This is a genomic window from Halomonas tibetensis (genome assembly GCF_042643535.1).
GTDB classification, from domain to species: Bacteria; Pseudomonadota; Gammaproteobacteria; order Pseudomonadales; family Halomonadaceae; genus Halomonas; species Halomonas tibetensis.
The window spans coordinates 46673-63190 of the sequence record NZ_JBHRSQ010000012.1 but is presented as its reverse complement, the minus strand read 5'-3'; the positions used below and the strand labels follow the sequence as shown (position 1 = coordinate 63190).

Genomic DNA, 16518 nt, shown 5'->3' with positions numbered 1-16518 from the left:
CCTTGTCGTGTTTCACCGCCCTGCCCGTCGAGACCAGGCGCGGCGCGAAAAATAAAGTGTTTGGCATTATCGCACCCTAAACGCGCGGCGCAAGGCGGCACCTCAGCGGTACTTGAGTCGCACGCCGTCCTGCCCCTGCACCTCGCGCAGGCGGATCAACAGATCATCGGTGGGCGAGACCTTCCACGCCGCATCGAGCTCCAGCCAGCCGGTGGCCTCGGCGTTGCGGTAGCGCAGACGCACCGGCAGGCCGTCGGCGTCGCGGTGCGGATCGAGGCTCGCCCGCAGGGAGTCGACCAGGCGACCGTTGATGGCCGCGCCGTCCAGGGAGAGCTCCACCGCCTGGCCGAAGCGAGTGCGTGCAGCCACCATGGGGGTGACTTCCTTGCCGCGCAGGCGCAGGCCGCCCGAGTAGTCGTCGGAGGAGACCTCTCCCTCGACGATCAGCACCTGGTCCGCCTCGATCTGGCCGCGCAGCTGATCGTAGAGCTCGCCGAACAGCGATGCCTCGATGCGCCCGGTACGGTCGTCCAGCGTCAGGAAGGCCATGGTGTCACCGCGCTTCGACTTCATGGTGCGCACCCCCACCACCAGGCCCGCCACACGCTGAGGCTCCCGCGACGGCTTGAGGTCGCTGATGCGGGTGGAGACGAAACGCTCGAGCTCCTTCTCGTATTCATCGATGGGGTGACCCGTCAGATAGAGCCCCAGGGTATCCTTCTCGCCGGCCAGGCGCTCCTTGTCGGTCCATTCACGCACCCGCCGATACTCGTCGTAGACGTCGCCGCCCGACGCTTCCTCGTCAACGAAGGCCTCGCCGAACATATCGATCATGCCCAGGTTCTGGTTAGTCTGAGTCTGGGCGGCGGCCTTGAGGGCGTCGTCCAGGGCCGCCGCCATCACCGCGCGGTTGGGGCCGAGGGTGTCCAGGGCCCCGGAGCGGATCAGCGCCTCGAGGGTGCGCTTGTTCATGCGTTTGGGATCAACGCGGCGGCAGAAGTCAAAAAGGTCGTTGAAGGGACCATCCGCCTCGCGCGCTTCGACAATGGCGCCGATGGGCCCCTCGCCTACGCCGCGAATCGCCCCCAGTCCGTAGACCACACGTCCCTCGGTATCCACGGTGAACTTGTACTCACCGACGTTGACGTCCGGTGGGGTCACCGTAAGCTTCTGGTGACGACATTCCTCGATCAGTGGCACCACCTTGTCGAGGTTGTCCATCTCGGTGGAGATCACCGCCGCCATGAAGGGGCCGGGATAGTGCGCCTTGAGCCAGGCGGTCTGGTAGGAGACCAGGGCATAGGCCGCAGAGTGGGACTTATTGAAGCCGTAGCCGGCGAACTTTTCTACCAGGTCGAAGATGTTGCCTGCCAGGTCCTTGTCGATGCCGTTGGTCGCGCAGCCCTCCATGAAGCCCGCGCGCTGCTTGGCCATCTCCTCTGGCTTCTTCTTGCCCATCGCTCGACGCAGCATATCGGCCTGGCCCAGGCTATATCCCGCCATCACCTGGGCGATCTGCATCACCTGTTCCTGGTAGAGAATGATGCCATAGGTCGGCTCGAGCACCGGCTTGAGCAGCTCGTGCTGGTAGTCAGGATGGGGGTAGGAGATCGCCGCCCGGCCGTGCTTGCGGTTGATGAAGTCGTCCACCATGCCCGACTGCAGCGGGCCAGGGCGGAACAGCGCCACCAGTGCGATCATGTCATCCAGGGAATCGGGCAGCAGGCGCTTGATCAGCTCCTTCATGCCGCGGGACTCGAGCTGGAACACCGCCGTGGTCTCGGCGCGCTTGAGCATCTCGAACGTGGGGGCGTCATCCAGCGGGATGCTTTCGATCTTCAGCGGCCCCTGGCCCTCCACGGCCCGCACCTTGTCGACCATCGTCAGCGCCCAGTCGATGATGGTCAGGGTGCGCAGGCCGAGGAAGTCGAACTTGACCAGCCCGGCCTCCTCGATGTCGTTCTTGTCGAACTGCACGACCAGCCCCGAGCCGTCCTCGTCGCACAGCAGCGGCGAGAAGTCGGTGAGCTTGGTGGGCGCGATCACCACGCCGCCGGCGTGCTTGCCGGTGCCCCGGGTGATGCCCTCGAGCTTGAGCGCCATCTCCCAGATCTCGGCGGCCTCGTCGTCATTCTCGACGAATTCACGCAGGGCCGGCTCCGCCTCGATGGCCTTGCCCAGCGTCATGCCCACCTCGAAGGGAATCAACTTGGAAAGCTTATCGCCCAGCGAGTAGGGGCGTCCCTGGGCACGGGCCACATCACGCACCACCGCCTTGGCGGCCATGGTGCCGAAGGTGACGATCTGCGACACGGCGTTGCGGCCGTAGCGGTCGGCCACGTACTCGATCACCCGGTCACGCTTCTCCATGCAGAAGTCGACGTCGAAGTCAGGCATGGAGACACGCTCGGGGTTGAGAAAGCGCTCAAACAGCAGATCGTAGCCAATAGGATCCAGATCGGTGATCTTCTGGGAGTAGGCCACCAGGGAGCCGGCGCCGGAGCCGCGCCCCGGCCCCACCGGGACGTCGTTGTCCTTGGCCCACTGGATAAAGTCCATCACGATCAGGAAGTAGCCGGGAAAGCCCATCTGGATGATGATGTCCAGCTCGAAATCGAGCCGCTGGCGGTAGCGGGCGTCGATCTCGGCGAACTCGTCGCCGTCGCGGGGATAGCGCTCGGCGGGAAAGAGGAAGTCGAGGCGCTCGGCGAGGCCGTCGTGGGAGACCTTGCGGAAGAACTCGTCCTGGGTCATGCCCTCGGGGATCTCGAACTCCGGCAGGAAGATCTCCCCGAGGCGCACCTCGACGCTGCAGCGCGCGGCGATCATCACGCTGTTGGTCAGCGCCTCGGGAATATCGGCGAACAGCTCCGCCATCTCCTCGGGGCTCTTGAGGTACTGCTCCTCGGTATACTTGTGCTCGCGCCGAGAGTCGTTTAGGGCTCTCCCCTCGCCGATGGCGACGCGAGTCTCATGGGCCCAGAAGTCCTCCTTGTCGAGGAAGCGCACGTCGTTGGTGGCCACCACCGGAGTGCCGGTCTCCACGGCCAGCGCCACCGAGAGGTGCACGCACTCCTCTTCCAGGGGCCGACCGGTGCGCGCCAGTTCCAGGTAAAAACGGCCGGGGAAGGCGGTGTTCCACTCGTCGAGCAGTGACCGCGCTTCAACGCCATGGTCGCTCAGCAGGTGGCGACCGATCTCGCCATCGCGGCCACCGGAGAGCGCGATGAGACCCTCGCTCTGGGCCAACACCCAATCACGCTTCAGCTCGGCGTGCCCCAGTCGCTGCCCCTCCATCCAGCCGCGGGAGATCAGTTCGGTGAGATTGCGATAGCCCACATCATTCATGGCCAGCAGCGTCAGCCGGTAGGGGTGCCCCTCGTCATGGGGATTGGCCAGCCACAGGTCGGCGCCGATGATCGGCTTCAGCCCTGCGCCATGGGCGCCCTTGTAGAACTTGACCAGGCCGAACAGATTGGCCTCGTCGGTCACCGCCAGCGCCGGCATACCATGACCGGCAGCCGCCTTGACCAGCGGCTTGAGCCTCACCAGGCCGTCGACCAGGGAGTATTCGGTATGGACGCGAAGATGAACAAAGGGGGTGGTCATGATGGGCTCGGGGGGTTAAGAAATATCAAAACAGCGCCAGTTGGCGCCTCACCGGGCCGAAGGAGCGGCGATGCTCCGGCAACGGCCCCAATCGTTCCAGGGCGGCCAGGTGCTCGCGGGTCGGGTAGCCCTTGTGGCGGGCAAAGCCATAGTCGGGATGGCGGGCGCCAAGCGCGGCCATCTGGGCATCTCGGGCCACCTTGGCCAGGATCGAGGCGGCGGCGATCGACGGATGGCGGGCGTCGCCCTTGACCACCGCCTGGCCCGGAACATGATGCCCGGGCAGACGATTGCCGTCCACCAGCAGGTACTCCGCCGCCGGGGCCAGGGCATCGATGGCACGCCGCATGGCGAGGTGGGTGGCGTGGAAGATATTGAGCTCATCGACCTCGGCGGCCGAGGCCTCGGCCACGGCGAACGCCAGCGCGCCCTCGCGTATCTCTAGATCCAGCGCTTCTCGGCGCCTGGCGGAGAGCACCTTGGAGTCGGCAAGCCCCGGAATGGGCCGGGCCGGATCGAGGATCACCGCAGCGGCGACCACCGCACCCACCAGGGGCCCGCGCCCCACCTCGTCGACCCCCGCCAGACGCTCGCCGACATAGGGCACCATCAGCGGTGGCAGCTCGCTGGACCGTTTCCTGGCCGAGGTCACTGCGCACCCCCGCCAGCCCTCTTGCCAACGCTCTCGTCGGCGCGTTCCGGGGCCACGCTCGCTGGCAGCGGCAGGCCCGCCACCAGAGCCTCGATGGCCTCCGCGGCGCGGCGGCTGGCATCGCGCTGCAGGCCTTGGTGCATCTCGGCGAAGCGCGTCTCCAACTCGGCGCGGCCCGTGGCATCATCGAGCATGTCACCGAGGCACTGTGCGATGGTCTCGGCACTCGCCTCGTCCTGGATCAGCTCCGGCACCAGGGTCTCGCGGGCGATCAGGTTGGGCAGCGAGATCCACTCGGTCTTGACCAGACGCTTGGCCAGCCAGTGGGTGGCCGGCGCCAGGCGGTAGGCCACCACCATGGGTCGATGGCAGAGCATCGCCTCCAGCGCCGCGGTGCCAGACGCGAGCAGCACGGCATCGCTGGCCACCATGGCCTCCCGGGCCTGGCCGTCGAGCAGGATCAGACGGCCCTGAAGGGTAGGGTGTTCGCCCAGCAACACCTCCAGTTCAGCGCGCCGTTCGGGCGTAGCCGCCGGCACCAGCACCCGCAGGTCGGGCCGAGAGGCACAGAGCCGTTCGGCGGCCTCGAGAAAGGTCTTGCCCAGGAAGCGGATCTCGTTGGACCGGGAACCGGGCAGCAGCGCCAGCACCTCGCCATCAGCCGCAAGATCCAACTCGGCCCGTACGGCGGTGCGATCGTTTTCCAGAGGAAATTCATCGGCAAGCGGGTGGCCGACGAAGGCCACCGGCACACGGTTTTGGGCGTAGAAGGCCGCCTCGAAGGGCAGAAAGGTGAGCATGGCGTCTACGGACTTCGCGATGCCCTTGACCCGGCCCTGGCGCCAGGCCCAGACGGAGGGGCTGACATAGTGGGCGGTAGTGAGCCCGGTCTCTCGCAGCTGTCGCTCCAGGCCTAGATTGAAGTCCGGGGCGTCGATACCCACCATGATATCCGGGCGCCACGCCAGAGCATCGGCCTTGAGGGTGCGTCGAACCCCAATCAGCCTCGGCAGGTGCTTGAGCACCTCCACCAGGCCCATCACCGAGAGGGTCTCCAAAGGAAAGCGGCTGTCGATACCCTCACTGATCATTCGCGGACCGCCGATGCCACGGAACTCGACGCCGGGGTGGCGTGCCTTGAGGGCGCGCATCAAGCCTGCGCCGAGGGTGTCGCCGGAGAGCTCGCCGGCGACCAGGTAGACCCGCTTGACCGCCTGTCGCTCGGGCGCCGCCATGCTTAGCGGATGATGCCGCGAGTAGAAACTTCGATGGAGGCGGCGAAGGTCTCGGTCTCGGCAAACGGGAAGCGGCTGCGGATCTCGTACAGCGCCTGCTCCACGGTGAGCCCCTGGCGGTAGACCAGCCGATAGGCCTCACTAAGGGCCTTAAGCGCCTCGCGGGAGAAGCCGCGGCGCTTCAGACCCACCAGGTTGAGTCCGTGGACCTGGGCCGGATTGCCGTTGATCATCACGAAGGCGGGGGTGTCCTTGGTGATGATGGAGCCTCCGCCGGCCATGGCGTGGGTCCCGAAGTGGCAGAACTGGTGCACTGCAGCGAGGCCGCCGAGGATGGCGAAGTCGCCCAGTTTGACGTGGCCAGCGAGCGTCACCTGGTTGGCCAGGATGCAGTCGTTGCCTATCACGCAGTCGTGGCCCACGTGCACATAGGCCATGAAAAGATTTCGCGAACCGATGGTGGTCTCGCCGCGGTCCTGGACAGTGCCGCGATGCAGGGTTGCCCCCTCGCGCACGACGTTGTCATCACCCATCACCAGGCGGGTGGGCTCGCCGGCGTATTTCTTGTCCTGACAGTCCTCGCCAACCGAGGCGAACTGAAAGATGCGCGTGCGCGCACCGAGCACCGTGGGGCCCTTGATCACCACATGGGGACCGATTCGGCTACCGGGACCAATCTCCACGTCGGGGCCAATTACGGTAAAGGGGCCCACCTCTACGTCATCTGCGAGGCGCGCGGCGGGGTCGACGAGGGCGGTGGAATGAATCAAGCGACCTTCCTCTCGGCACAGATGATCTCTGCCTCGCAGGCCAGCTCACCGTCGACGGTCGCCTTGCAGGCAAACTTCCAGATGCCACGCTTCTCGCGTATCACGTCAGCGCGCAGCTGGAGTCGGTCGCCTGGCATCACCGGACGTTTGAATCGCACGTTATCGCTACCCACCAGGTAATAGACATAGCCATCGGCGGGCAGTTTATTGACGGTCTTGAAGCCGAGGATCCCGCAGGCCTGGGCTAGCGCTTCCAACACCAACACGCCGGGCATGATGGGATGGTGGGGGAAGTGGCCATTGAAGAAGGGCTCGTTGATGCTGACATTCTTGTAGGCGACGATGGATTCACCGAGGGCAATCTCCGTGACCCGATCCACCAGCAAAAAGGGGTAGCGGTGAGGCAGATAGTCTCGAATCTCGTTGATGTCCATTACCATCGTTACAACCTCTGGGGTGTCGGTAGACCCGCCTTGCTAACGGGTGCGAGCCGACGGCCGGAGCCGTCGAACAGGCGGTGAATTATAGCGCCCCGGGCGCTACCCTCAACCGTCACGCTCCTTCTCGAGACGCGAAAGCCGCTTGGCGATGTCGTCGAGCTGCTTGAATCGTACTGCATTCTTGCGCCACTGAACGTTCTTCATCGCCCCGGTGCCGGAGGAATACACACCGGGCTCGGTGATCGAGTTGGTGACAAGGCTCATGCCGGTAACCTGAACGCCATCGCAAATCGTCAGATGGCCGGAGAGCCCGACACCGCCGCCCAGCATGCAGTGTCTGCCAACTTTCGTCGAGCCAGCGATCCCCACGCAGCCCGCCAGGGCGCTGTGGTCCCCGATCTGCACGTTGTGGGCGATCTGCACCTGGCTGTCGATCTTGACGTCGTCACCGATCAAGGTATCTCCCAGGGCTCCGCGATCGATGCTCGAACAGCTGCCCACCTCAACGTCATTGCCCAGAACCACCCCGCCGAGCTGTGCAATCTTGTGCCAGCGAGCCCCGTCATGGGCGAAGCCAAAGCCGTCGCCGCCGATCACGCAGCCGCTATGCAGGATGGCCCGCTCCCCGATCACCACCCCATGGCAGACGGTGACGTTGGCGTGCAGCCGCGAACCCTCACCAATCACTGCGTCTGCCCCGACCACCGAGCCGGAGCCAACGATGACGTCGTCGCCCAATGCTGCACCGGCTTCGATCACGGCATTGGCACCCACTTCGACCCGCTCACCCAGATTGACGCTGGGGTCCACGACCGCCGAGGCATGCACACCGGCGGGCTCGCGACCCACCAGAGGATCCAGGAGCCGCGACAGTGCGGCATAACCCAGGTAGGGGTTGTCGAGCTCCAACCGGGCGGCAGGGCAGGCCTCGCCATGCTGGGGATGCAACAGTACCGCCGCGGCGCGGGTTTCCGGAAGATCCTTGAGATAGGCGCGATTAGCCAGGAAAGCCACCTGATCCGGACCGGCCTCCTTGAGGGTGGCAAGCCCGCTGACGCGGCGATCGGCGTCGCCAACAAGCCTGGCGCCAAGAAGGCCGGCCAGTTCACCGAGGGTATAAGTAGGAAGATCGCGTCGGGTCATGGCGAGGATCCGCTGCAGCCGGCTCAGAACAGGGTATTGAGAATCTGGGTCACTTCGCCGGTCAGGTCGGGCAAGTCCTGACTGGCGTGAAGCACGCCCTGGGGCTCGACGAGTACGTCGATGCCGTGACGCGCGATCACCTGCTCCACCGCCTGTTCGAGCCTTGACTCCGCATCGCTCAGAAAACGCTGCTCGGCCTCCTGCTGTGTCTGCATGATGTCACTGACCAGACGGTTGAGCTCAGAGGCCTTCCGATTGGCCTCCTGGCGTTCACTGTCGGAGAGACTGCCGGCGCGCTGCTGTAACTGAGACAGCTCTTGATCCAGCGCCTGTGCCTGACGCTGCTGGCTACCGATGCGACCCTCCAGCTCACTCATGGAACGCTGGGCGGCATCGGTCTGCATCAGCGCTCGCCGCCAGTCCAGCATGGCCACGTCGGCAGCCTGGGCCGGAAGGGCCAGTGCCGCCAGCAGGATGAGGCTCAATGCCGCGGTTAATCTACGCATATCAAACTCCTTGGCGGACCGCCCTGAGGCGGCCCGGCTGTCGGATGGGGCGGGATCAGAAGCTCTGGCCCAGCGAGAACTGGAAGAACTGGGTGTCATCGCCACTTTCATCGTTGAGGGGTTCGGCAACGCTGAAGGTGAGCGGGCCCACCGGGGTCAGCCAGGAGAGCCCCACGCCCACGCTGTAGCGCAGATCGCCCAGATCCACTCCGGAGCTGCAGGAGGAAGGTGTGCTATCGGGTACGTCATAGCAGCTGGTGAGAAAGGTATTACCCGCATCCAGAAACAGTGAGGTCTGCAAAGAACGACGATCCTCGATGAACGGCAGCGGGAAAAGCAGCTCAGCGCTGCCTTGCATCAGCACGTTGCCGCCCATGGTACGGTCACGCCCGCCGGTCTCCGGGGGGGTGGTGAGCTGCCCGAGGGTATTGGCTGTGAAACCGCGGACCGAGCCGAGACCACCGGCATAGAAATTCTCATAGAACGGATAGGGGTCGCTGCCGACCACATCGGCATAACCCACCTCTCCGCTGAACTTCAGCGCCCAGTCCTGATTGTCATTGAGGGGAAACAGCTGTCGGGCCTGGGCGCGCACCTTGTAATATTCGGCGTCGCTGCCGGGCACCGCAGTCTCCAGCGACAGGCGCTGGTAATTACCGGCAGTGGGCATGATGCCCCGATTGAGGTTGTTGCGTGTCCAACTGGCGGTCAGCTTCAAGGCCTGGGAGTCCTCGCCCTGGTCCAGGACATACTGCTGGATCTCCTGAGCGGTATCGCGATAGGTCTTGATGGTCAGATCCTCCACCGCGGCGCCGAAATTGAGACGGGTAATCTCATTGATCGGATAGCCGAAATTGATCCCCGCGCCGTAGGCGTCGGTGGAATAGGTGGAGATATCGGAATCTTCGTAGTCGGTCTCTCGATAGTAAAAATTATAGCCACGAGAGATACCGTCGAGGGTCCAGTAAGGGTCGGTGAAACCGAAGTTGACGCTGGTGAAAGTGTCACTGCGCTGGGCGCCGACATTCACCCGGTTGCCGGTCCCCAGGAAATTGCTCTGGGAGAGGCCCACGCCGTAAATGACACCGGCGCTCTGGGAAAAACCAACGCTGGCGGAGACGGAGCCTGAGGGCTGCTCCTCCACGGTGTAGGTGACGTCTAGCTTGTCCGGCTCACCTGCCACCGGGCGCGTTTCCACATCCACCTCACGGAAGAAGCCCAGTCGCTCGAGACGCTGGCGGGACTGGGTGATCGACTCTGTCGAGGCAGGCGCCCCTTCCAGCTGAATCATCTCGCGGCGCAGCACCTCGTCCTGAGTGGTGGTGTTGCCCACGAACTCAATGCGGCGCACGTAGGCGCGACGCCCGGCATCGATGCGGAAAGCGAGGTCGACAGCGTCGCCATCGACGGAAACCTCGGGAATGCCATCGACGCTGGCGAAGGCAAACCCCTCGGCTCCCAGCCGCGCACGCAGCGCCTCGGAGGAGGTGGTCACATCGCTGCGGGAAAATACCTGGCCCGGCTCCACGGCCAGCAGGTCACGCGCTTCACGCTCGCTGATCTGCAGGTCACCCACGAAGCGCACGTCGCCGATTCGGTACTGGCGACCCTCGTTGAGGTTGACGGTAATGAAGATCTGCGACTTGTCCGGACTGATCGAGACCTGGGTCGAGTCGACGTTGAAGTTGACGTAGCCGCGATCCAGATAGAAGGAGCGAAGGCGTTCCAGATCGCCGGCCAGTGCCTCGCGAGAGTACTCATCCTGGGAGAACCAGCCGAAGAGTCGGCCAGGACGATCGTTGAGCTCGAAGACGTCGCGCAGGGTGTCGTCATCGAAGTCACGGTTGCCGACGAGGTTGATCTGACGAATGCGTGCCACGGCGCCCTCGTTGATCGTCACGTCAACCTGCACGCGACCTTCATCGATCTCACTTACGCTGGTCTCGATGCTGGCGCTGTAGCGGCCCTGCCCCTGGTAGACGCCCTCCAGCTCGCGCTGAATCTCCTCCAGAGTAGAGAGCTGCAACACTTCGCCTTCTGCCAGGCCGGCCTGGCGCAAGCCCTGGCGCAGCGCTTCATCACCAATCTGGCTATTGCCGCTGATGTTAAGGCGGCTGATGGTCGGGCGCTCCACCACCTGGATGATCAGCACGTCGCCGTCACGAGCGAGGCTGATATCTTCGAACATCCCGGTGGCGAACAGGCTGCGGGTCGCTTCGGCCAGCTCACGGTCATCGACGCGGTCGCGAGCGCTGACAGGGAAGGCGTTGAAGACGGAGGCGGCGGAAACTCGTTGCAAGCCTTCTACACGAATGTCCGAAACCTCGAAGGATTGGGCCTGGGCCGTGCCGGCCCCGACGAGCAGCAGTGCCGCAAGTCCGATGGTCTTGATTTTCATGCAGTCGATTCGCTCGCGTTGATCTGCCAAACCTGTCCAGACAGGCACCATATACATTTGTGCGACCCACTGACAAGGCAGAGGCCTTGAACCAGTAAACGGCACTGCCGGCGAGGGGCGTCGGGGAAGGGCAATCCCTAGCCACCTTGCTCTGTGCAGTCGCTCAGGCCATGCGTCACCATAACCGCATTAGATCAAAATAGATTGCCATCAGCATCAGGGAGCCCACCAGCGCAAGACCGATACGCAACCCGATCGCCTGGACCTGCTCGGAAACCGGACGCCCGCGGACCACTTCCATGAAATAGTAGAGCAAGTGGCCACCGTCGAGCACAGGGATCGGTAAAAGGTTGAGCACGCCAAGACTGATGGAGAGATACGCCAGGAAGCTGACGAAACTCTCCAGGCCCGCCCGCGCTGAGTCGCCCGATATCTGGGCGATGGTGATCGGCCCCGAGAGATTCGAGGGCGAGATCAACCCCACCAGCATCTTACGGATAGCGTCCAGTGTCAGCAGAGTCATCTCGCCGGTCCGCGACACGGCCTCGCCGACCGCCGCTATTGGGCCGTAGCGGATCTCGCGAAGGTATTCCTCGGGCCACTCCACCGACGCCACCCCGGTGCCGATGTAGCCGATGGACACGCCTTCTTCCAGTTCATTGCGGCCGGGGGTGACGGACAGCCTTAGTCGCTCGTCATCCCGAGACACCTCCAGCATCAGCGAATCGCCAGGGCTGGCACGCACGATATCCACAAAGTGCATCCAGTCGTCGACCGGCGCGCCATCCACGGTGAGAACCTTGTCGCCGGACTGCAGACCTGCAGCGTCGGCGGCCTCACCGGGCACCAGCTGTCCTATCACCGCCGGTAAAGGCGGGCGCCACGGGGTAACGCCGAGGCTTGGTAGCGGCTGGGGCGGATCCTGGCGCACCAGCCAGTTCTCCACCGGCAGACGGTACTCGCGAGAATCGGCGGAAGCATCGGAACGAGCATCAACGCGCAGTTCCCCGCTCATGCCGATGGCGGCGACCAGTTTGAGATTGATCTCATCCCAGCCGCGCACTGTCTCCCCACGCACGGCAACGATCTCCTGGCCAGGAGTAAGCCCGCCTCGCTCCGCGGGCGAGCCCGGCTCGACGCTGCCGATCATCGGCGCCACCGCCGTGGTACCCACCACGAACAACGCCCAGTAGGCCACGATGGCGAGCAAGAAGTTGGCCAAGGGGCCCGCAACAACAATGGCGATACGCTGCCACACCGTCTTGCGATTGAAGGCCTGGTCGAGCTGCTCCTCAGGCACGGGGGCTTCACGCTCGTCGAGCATCTTCACGTAGCCGCCCAGCGGGATGGCGGCTACGACAAACTCGGTGCCGTAGCGGTCATGGCGAGACCAGATCGGCTTGCCGAAGCCCACCGAAAAGCGCAGCACCTTGACGCCACAACGTCTGGCCACCCAGAAGTGACCGAACTCGTGAAAGGTAATCAGCAGGCCCAGCACCACGATAACGGCCAAGATATTCTGAATCAGGCCCAAGTCAGTCTCCTCCGGGGGTCGGGTTGGGTAGGCATCGGCTCAGTGGCCTGCCAGCAAGGCGGTTGCGGCACGTCGCGCCCTGGCATCGGCCTCAAGCACCGCCTCGAGGTCGCAAACAGACTCGAATGGCTCGGCGTCCTGGACCCTGGCCACGAGATCGGCAATCCCGGTGAAGGAAAGCCGACCGTCGAGAAAGGCCTCCACCGCCACCTCGTTGGCGGCATTGAGTACCGCAGGAGACGTACCTCCTGCGGCCATGGCCTCCCGGGCCAGCCTCAGACAGGGAAAGGCGACCTCGTCAGGTATCTCGAAGTCGAGCCGTGCCACCTGGAAGAGGTCCAGCGCCGCCACGCCGGCATCGATGCGATCCGGCCAGCCCAGCCCGTAGGCGATGGGGGTGCGCATATCGGGATTGCCCAGCTGAGCGATCACCGAACCGTCGCTGAAGGCGGCCATGGAATGGATCACGCTCTGGGGGTGCACCACCACCTGGACCTGTTCGGGTCGCGCATCGAACAGCCAGCATGCCTCTATCAACTCAAGCCCCTTGTTCATCAGGGTGGCACTGTCCACCGAAATCTTGCGCCCCATGGACCAGTTGGGGTGGGCGCAGGCCTGATCAGGCGTGACCTGTTCCAGGGCTTCCGCTGACCAGCCCCGAAAGGGGCCACCGGAAGCGGTAAGCAGCAGCTGAGTCACGCCGTGGCGAGCCAGGCCGCCTCGATGCTCAGTGGGTAGACACTGGTAGATGGCATTGTGTTCGGAATCGATGGGCAATAGGATCGCCCCACTCTTGGCCACCGCCTCCATGAACAGCGACCCGGACATCACCAGGGCCTCCTTGTTGGCAAGGAGCACGCGCTTGCCGGCATGCACGGCGGCGAGGGTGGGCAGGAGCCCCGCAGCGCCGACGATGGCCGACATTACCACGTCCACGTCGCTGGCCTCGGCAGCCGCCACCAGGGCAGCCGGTCCGCTTTCGACCTCGGTGGCCACGCCCGCCTCGGCCAGGTGCGCGCGCAACCAGGTGGCATCACGCTCATCGCCAAGCACCGCCAAGGCGGGACGGTGGGTAAGGCAAAGCGCCAGCAGAGGCTCCCTTGAACGGTGGGCAGTCAGCGCATGGATCCGGTATCGCTCGGGATGACGGGCGATGACGTCCAGAGTGCTGGTGCCGATGGAACCGGTGGCCCCCAGCACGGTGACCGCCTGTCGACGTTGAACATTCTTCTGTTTCGACGACACGCTAGAGCACCCCCATCAACAGCAGGGCAAACAGAGGCAGCGCCGCGGTGAGGCTGTCGATGCGGTCAAGCACGCCGCCATGGCCGGGCAACAGCTGGCTGGAGTCTTTGATCCCGCGGTAGCGCTTGAGCATGCTCTCCAGCAGATCTCCCAGCACCGAGACCAGGGTCACCGCCAAGGTTGCCAACAGCAGGGCCAGACCACCGCCAAGCCCAAGCCCTTGCCAGGCGCCGAAGATCAGGGCCAGCACCGCGGTAGCGGCCAGGCCGCCAGCCACGCCTTCCCAGCTCTTGCCGGGGCTCACGCTCGGTGCCAGCTTGCGGTGGCCGAAGGCGCGGCCGGCGAAGTAGGCGCCAATATCGGCACACCACACCAGCAGCAGCACGAAGAGTAACCATGCAGCGCCGGTATCGCGTAGTACATTGAGGCCCACCCAGGCCGGCAGAAGCACCCACAGGCCCATGGCCAGGCGCCGCGGGGACGACTGCCATTGCCCCCCTCGGGCGGGGTAGTGAACGACCCAGTAAAGATTGACCAGCCAACCGGCGACCCCCAGCCACAGCGGCCAAGCGGCAAGAGCCGCGCCGCTGAGCCACAGCATCAGCATGATCACAGCCAGCACGCCCACCAGCATCAGCCGGTGATCGCGCCGGCTGATGCCTGCCAGGTTGGTCCATTCCCAGCCGGCCAGCAGCACGACGCCAGCAGTGAACAAGGCAAAGAGACTGCCGGAAAGGCCGAACAGGCCGGCCAGCATTAGCGGCGCCAACCAGGCTGCGGTGATGATGCGCTGTCTAAGCACCTTGTTGCGCCTCGATCTGTTCGTCAGTCATTCCGAAGCGACGCTGACGACGCTGAAAGTCGTCCAGCGCCAGATCGAAGGCTTCAGCGTCGAAGTCGGGCCACAGGCACGGGGTAAAGTGCAGCTCGGCATACGCCAGTTCCCAGAGAACAAAGTTGGAAATGCGCTGTTCTCCGCTGGTGCGGATGCACAGATCTACCGACGGAACATCGGCCAGACTCAGCTCGTCGGCGAAAGCGGCTTCATCGATTAATGAGGGGTCAAGCTCACCGGCGGCAACGCGCTCCCCCAAACGACGCGCCGCCCGCGCCAGATCCCAGTGTCCGCCGTAATTGGCGGCGATCACCAGGTGCAGGCGGGTGTTATCGCGGGTCTTCGCTTCGGCTCGGGCGATATGTTTCCTGATCGACTCCGAGAAGGCGGAAAGATCACCAATCACGGAGAGGCGGATGCCATTCGCGTGAAGTTTTGTCACCTCGCGCTTGAGCGCCAGCAGAAACAGCTCCATCAGCGCACTTATCTCAGCCCGGGGGCGCTTCCAGTTCTCGCTGGAGAAAGCGAACAGGGTCAGGGTCTCGACCCCGCGCTCAGCAGCGCGGCGAATGGTGGCGCGAACCGCCTCAACGCCGGCGTGATGGCCGCGCACACCTGAAAGGCCGCGCGCTCTCGCCCAGCGGTTGTTGCCATCCATGATGATCGCCACATGGCGAGGCAGCGCGTCTTTCGAGTTGGCGAGCTTGCCTTCCGTGGCGCTGGGATCTGAGGTAGGCGGTGACGTCATGGGGTCTCGCATCGGGGAGTGGGGGCTCAAGACGGGAGGCCGCCCTCCTGGCGGCCCCTCGGCGCTCCTCAGATCTGCATCAAGTCATGTTCCTTGGATTCCAGCATGCCGTCGATCTCGGCGATGAACTTGTCGGTGAGTTTCTGAATCGCATCCTCGGCCTGGTGCTGCTCATCCTCGGAGATTTCCTTCTCCTTGAGCAGCGACTTGGTATCGCCGTTGGCATCACGACGCACGTTGCGCACCGCCACTCGGGCGTGCTCGGCCTCGGCGCGAGCCTGCTTGATGTAGCCCTTGCGCGTCTCCTCAGTGAGCATCGGCATCGGCACGCGAATGTTGTTGCCGGCGGTAGACGGGTTCAAACCGAGATCGGAGGTCATGATGGCCTTCTCGATCTTGGGCACCATGTTCTGCTCCCAGGGCACCACGGAAAGAGTGCGGGCATCTTCGGTATTGATGTTCGCCACCTGGTTCAAGGGCACCTGACTGCCGTAGTAGTCCACGGTAACCGAATCCAGGATGCTGGAATGGGCACGCCCGGTACGAATCTTGTTCAGGTTGCCTTGAAGAGCTTCAACGCTCTTCTTCATGCGGGCTTCCGCATCCTTCTTGATGTCATTGATCACGATATCAACCTCTGTCTATCAGCGTGCCTTCCTCGCCGCCAACCACCAGATTGAGCAGGGCGCCGGGCTTGTTCATATTAAAGACGCGGACCGGCATGTCATGGTCACGCACCAGGCAGATGGCGGTCAAATCCATGATGCCGAGCTTCTGGTCCAGGGCATCGTCATAGCTGAGCTGATGGTACTTGACCGCGTCAGCATGCTTGACCGGGTCCTTGTTGTAGACCCCGTCCACCTTGGTGGCCTTGACTACCACGTCGGCGTCGATCTCGATTCCGCGCAGGCAGGCCGCGGAATCGGTGGTAAAGAAGGGGTTGCCGGTACCGGCGGAGAACAGTACCACATCCCCGGAAGTCAGATAGCGGATGGCGGTGCGGCGATCGTAGTGTTCCACTACGCCGCTCATGGGAATGGCAGACATCACTCGCGAGCGAATATTGGAACGTTCCAGGGCATCACGCATGGCCAGGGCATTCATGACCGTGGCCAGCATACCCATGTGGTCGCCCGTGACCCTATCCATGCCCGCTGCGTGCAGGGCGGCACCGCGGAACAGGTTGCCGCCGCCGACCACGATGCCGACCTGCACCCCGATCCCTACCAGCTGGCCGATCTCCAGAGCCAGGCGATCGAGCACTTTGGGGTCGATGCCAAACTCGGCATCGCCGGTCAACGCCTCGCCGGAGAGCTTGAGCAGGATTCGCTTGTACTTCGACTTGTCGGAACGGACCTTGGGCGGCGTCTCGACGTGATCGGTGGTAGGCATGGCTGTCTCCT

14 protein-coding genes are annotated in these 16518 nt (G+C 64.1%); all 14 read right to left on the bottom strand.

The window, feature by feature from the left end; translation table 11 throughout:
• Positions 1–102: 102 nt before the first annotated feature.
• Positions 103–3609: a DNA polymerase III subunit alpha gene (dnaE, locus tag ACFODV_RS09435; RefSeq protein WP_379758137.1), complete on the bottom strand. Its 3507-nt coding sequence runs from the start codon at positions 3607–3609 to the stop codon at positions 103–105.
• A gap of 25 nt (positions 3610–3634) precedes the next feature.
• Positions 3635–4219: a ribonuclease HII gene (gene rnhB / locus ACFODV_RS09430; protein ID WP_379758689.1), complete on the bottom strand. Its 585-nt coding sequence runs from the start codon at positions 4217–4219 to the stop codon at positions 3635–3637.
• A gap of 38 nt (positions 4220–4257) precedes the next feature.
• The gene (gene lpxB, locus ACFODV_RS09425) at positions 4258–5496 is read right to left on the bottom strand and encodes a lipid-A-disaccharide synthase (protein WP_379758135.1); all 1239 of its coding nucleotides are present in this window, start codon (positions 5494–5496) and stop codon (positions 4258–4260) included.
• 2 nt (positions 5497–5498) lie between these two features.
• The gene (gene lpxA, locus ACFODV_RS09420; protein WP_379758132.1) at positions 5499–6266 is read right to left on the bottom strand and encodes an acyl-ACP--UDP-N-acetylglucosamine O-acyltransferase; all 768 of its coding nucleotides are present in this window, start codon (positions 6264–6266) and stop codon (positions 5499–5501) included.
• Entirely contained in the window at positions 6263–6706 is a 444-nt protein-coding gene (gene fabZ, locus ACFODV_RS09415) for a 3-hydroxyacyl-ACP dehydratase FabZ (protein ID WP_290784159.1), read from the bottom strand. The genes lpxA and fabZ overlap by 4 nt, the downstream gene beginning before the upstream one ends.
• A gap of 105 nt (positions 6707–6811) precedes the next feature.
• Positions 6812–7849, bottom strand: a complete 1038-nt coding sequence (lpxD, locus tag ACFODV_RS09410; RefSeq protein ID WP_379758128.1) for a UDP-3-O-(3-hydroxymyristoyl)glucosamine N-acyltransferase — start codon at positions 7847–7849, stop codon at positions 6812–6814.
• A 23-nt stretch (positions 7850–7872) separates the two neighbouring features.
• Positions 7873–8355, bottom strand: coding sequence for an OmpH family outer membrane protein (locus ACFODV_RS09405; RefSeq protein WP_379758125.1), 483 nt, complete (start codon positions 8353–8355; stop codon positions 7873–7875).
• A gap of 55 nt (positions 8356–8410) precedes the next feature.
• A complete protein-coding gene (gene bamA, locus ACFODV_RS09400) occupies positions 8411–10753 on the bottom strand; it encodes an outer membrane protein assembly factor BamA (protein ID WP_379758122.1) in 2343 nt (780 codons plus the stop codon).
• A gap of 175 nt (positions 10754–10928) precedes the next feature.
• On the bottom strand, positions 10929–12287 hold the full coding sequence (gene rseP, locus ACFODV_RS09395; protein WP_379758119.1) for an RIP metalloprotease RseP: 1359 nt from the start codon (positions 12285–12287) through the stop codon (positions 10929–10931).
• Between the two features lie 39 nt (positions 12288–12326).
• Positions 12327–13532 (bottom strand): 1-deoxy-D-xylulose-5-phosphate reductoisomerase, encoded by a 1206-nt coding sequence (gene ispC, locus ACFODV_RS09390; RefSeq protein ID WP_379758116.1) that lies wholly within the window; start codon positions 13530–13532, stop codon positions 12327–12329.
• A 1-nt stretch (position 13533) separates the two neighbouring features.
• Positions 13534–14334: a phosphatidate cytidylyltransferase gene (locus tag ACFODV_RS09385; RefSeq protein ID WP_379758113.1), complete on the bottom strand. Its 801-nt coding sequence runs from the start codon at positions 14332–14334 to the stop codon at positions 13534–13536.
• Positions 14327–15115 carry a polyprenyl diphosphate synthase gene (gene uppS / locus ACFODV_RS09380; RefSeq protein ID WP_379758110.1) on the bottom strand — a complete coding sequence of 263 codons (789 nt, stop codon included), beginning with the start codon at positions 15113–15115 and terminating at the stop codon, positions 14327–14329. Before uppS ends, ACFODV_RS09385 begins: the two co-directional genes overlap by 8 nt.
• A gap of 68 nt (positions 15116–15183) precedes the next feature.
• On the bottom strand, positions 15184–15741 hold the full coding sequence (frr, locus tag ACFODV_RS09375; RefSeq protein ID WP_379758107.1) for a ribosome recycling factor: 558 nt from the start codon (positions 15739–15741) through the stop codon (positions 15184–15186).
• Positions 15742–15745: 4 nt separating this feature from the next.
• Entirely contained in the window at positions 15746–16507 is a 762-nt protein-coding gene (pyrH, locus tag ACFODV_RS09370; RefSeq protein ID WP_379758104.1) for a UMP kinase, read from the bottom strand.
• Positions 16508–16518 lie beyond the last annotated feature (11 nt).